Below are 454 nucleotides of genomic sequence, written 5' to 3'. Positions count from 1 at the left end.
GAGTAGATCGGCCACGTCACCGTGCTCGGAGCTGCCACGGGATCCTCCCCCGGTGTCACAGAGCGGCACGTGCGCTGAGCTCGCTCCACATGTCCGGTGGGAGTCCCTCGCGCAGGAAGCCGATCAGCTGAGCGGACCGTTCCGGCGGGAGCGAGCGCTGCCAATCCTCGACCAAGGCCACACGGTGGTCGGGGGCGATCGCCGCTGCCATCCAGGGCACCAGGCGCGGGACGAGCTCCGGCGGGTTCTCGGCCACGACCTTGCCGAGCAGCCGGACCTGATCGTCCGGTGCGACGCGGTCGAGGACCATGGGGATCACGTGCTCCTCCTCGTAGGCGAGGTGCTCGAGGAGGTCGTCGTGCAACCGGTGCGCGGCGTCGCGTACCTGGCCGAGCGGCTCGGTGCTCGGCTCCTCGTCGCCGAGGAAGCGCGCCTCCACGAGCAGGCGGTGGAC

At 70.9% G+C, this 454-nt stretch carries 1 protein-coding gene; it reads right to left on the bottom strand.

The window, feature by feature from the left end; translation table 11 throughout:
- Nucleotides 1-55 precede the first annotated feature (55 nt).
- Nucleotides 56-454: hypothetical protein (locus RM844_RS32700; RefSeq protein ID WP_311671067.1), on the bottom strand; the 399-nt coding region annotated here is incomplete at its 5' end.

This window comes from Streptomyces chisholmiae (genome assembly GCF_031845445.1).
GTDB classification, from domain to species: domain Bacteria; phylum Actinomycetota; class Actinomycetes; order Streptomycetales; family Streptomycetaceae; genus Streptomyces; species Streptomyces chisholmiae.
Note: the sequence above shows the minus strand (reverse complement) of the source record. Positions and strands in the feature narration are given on the sequence as shown.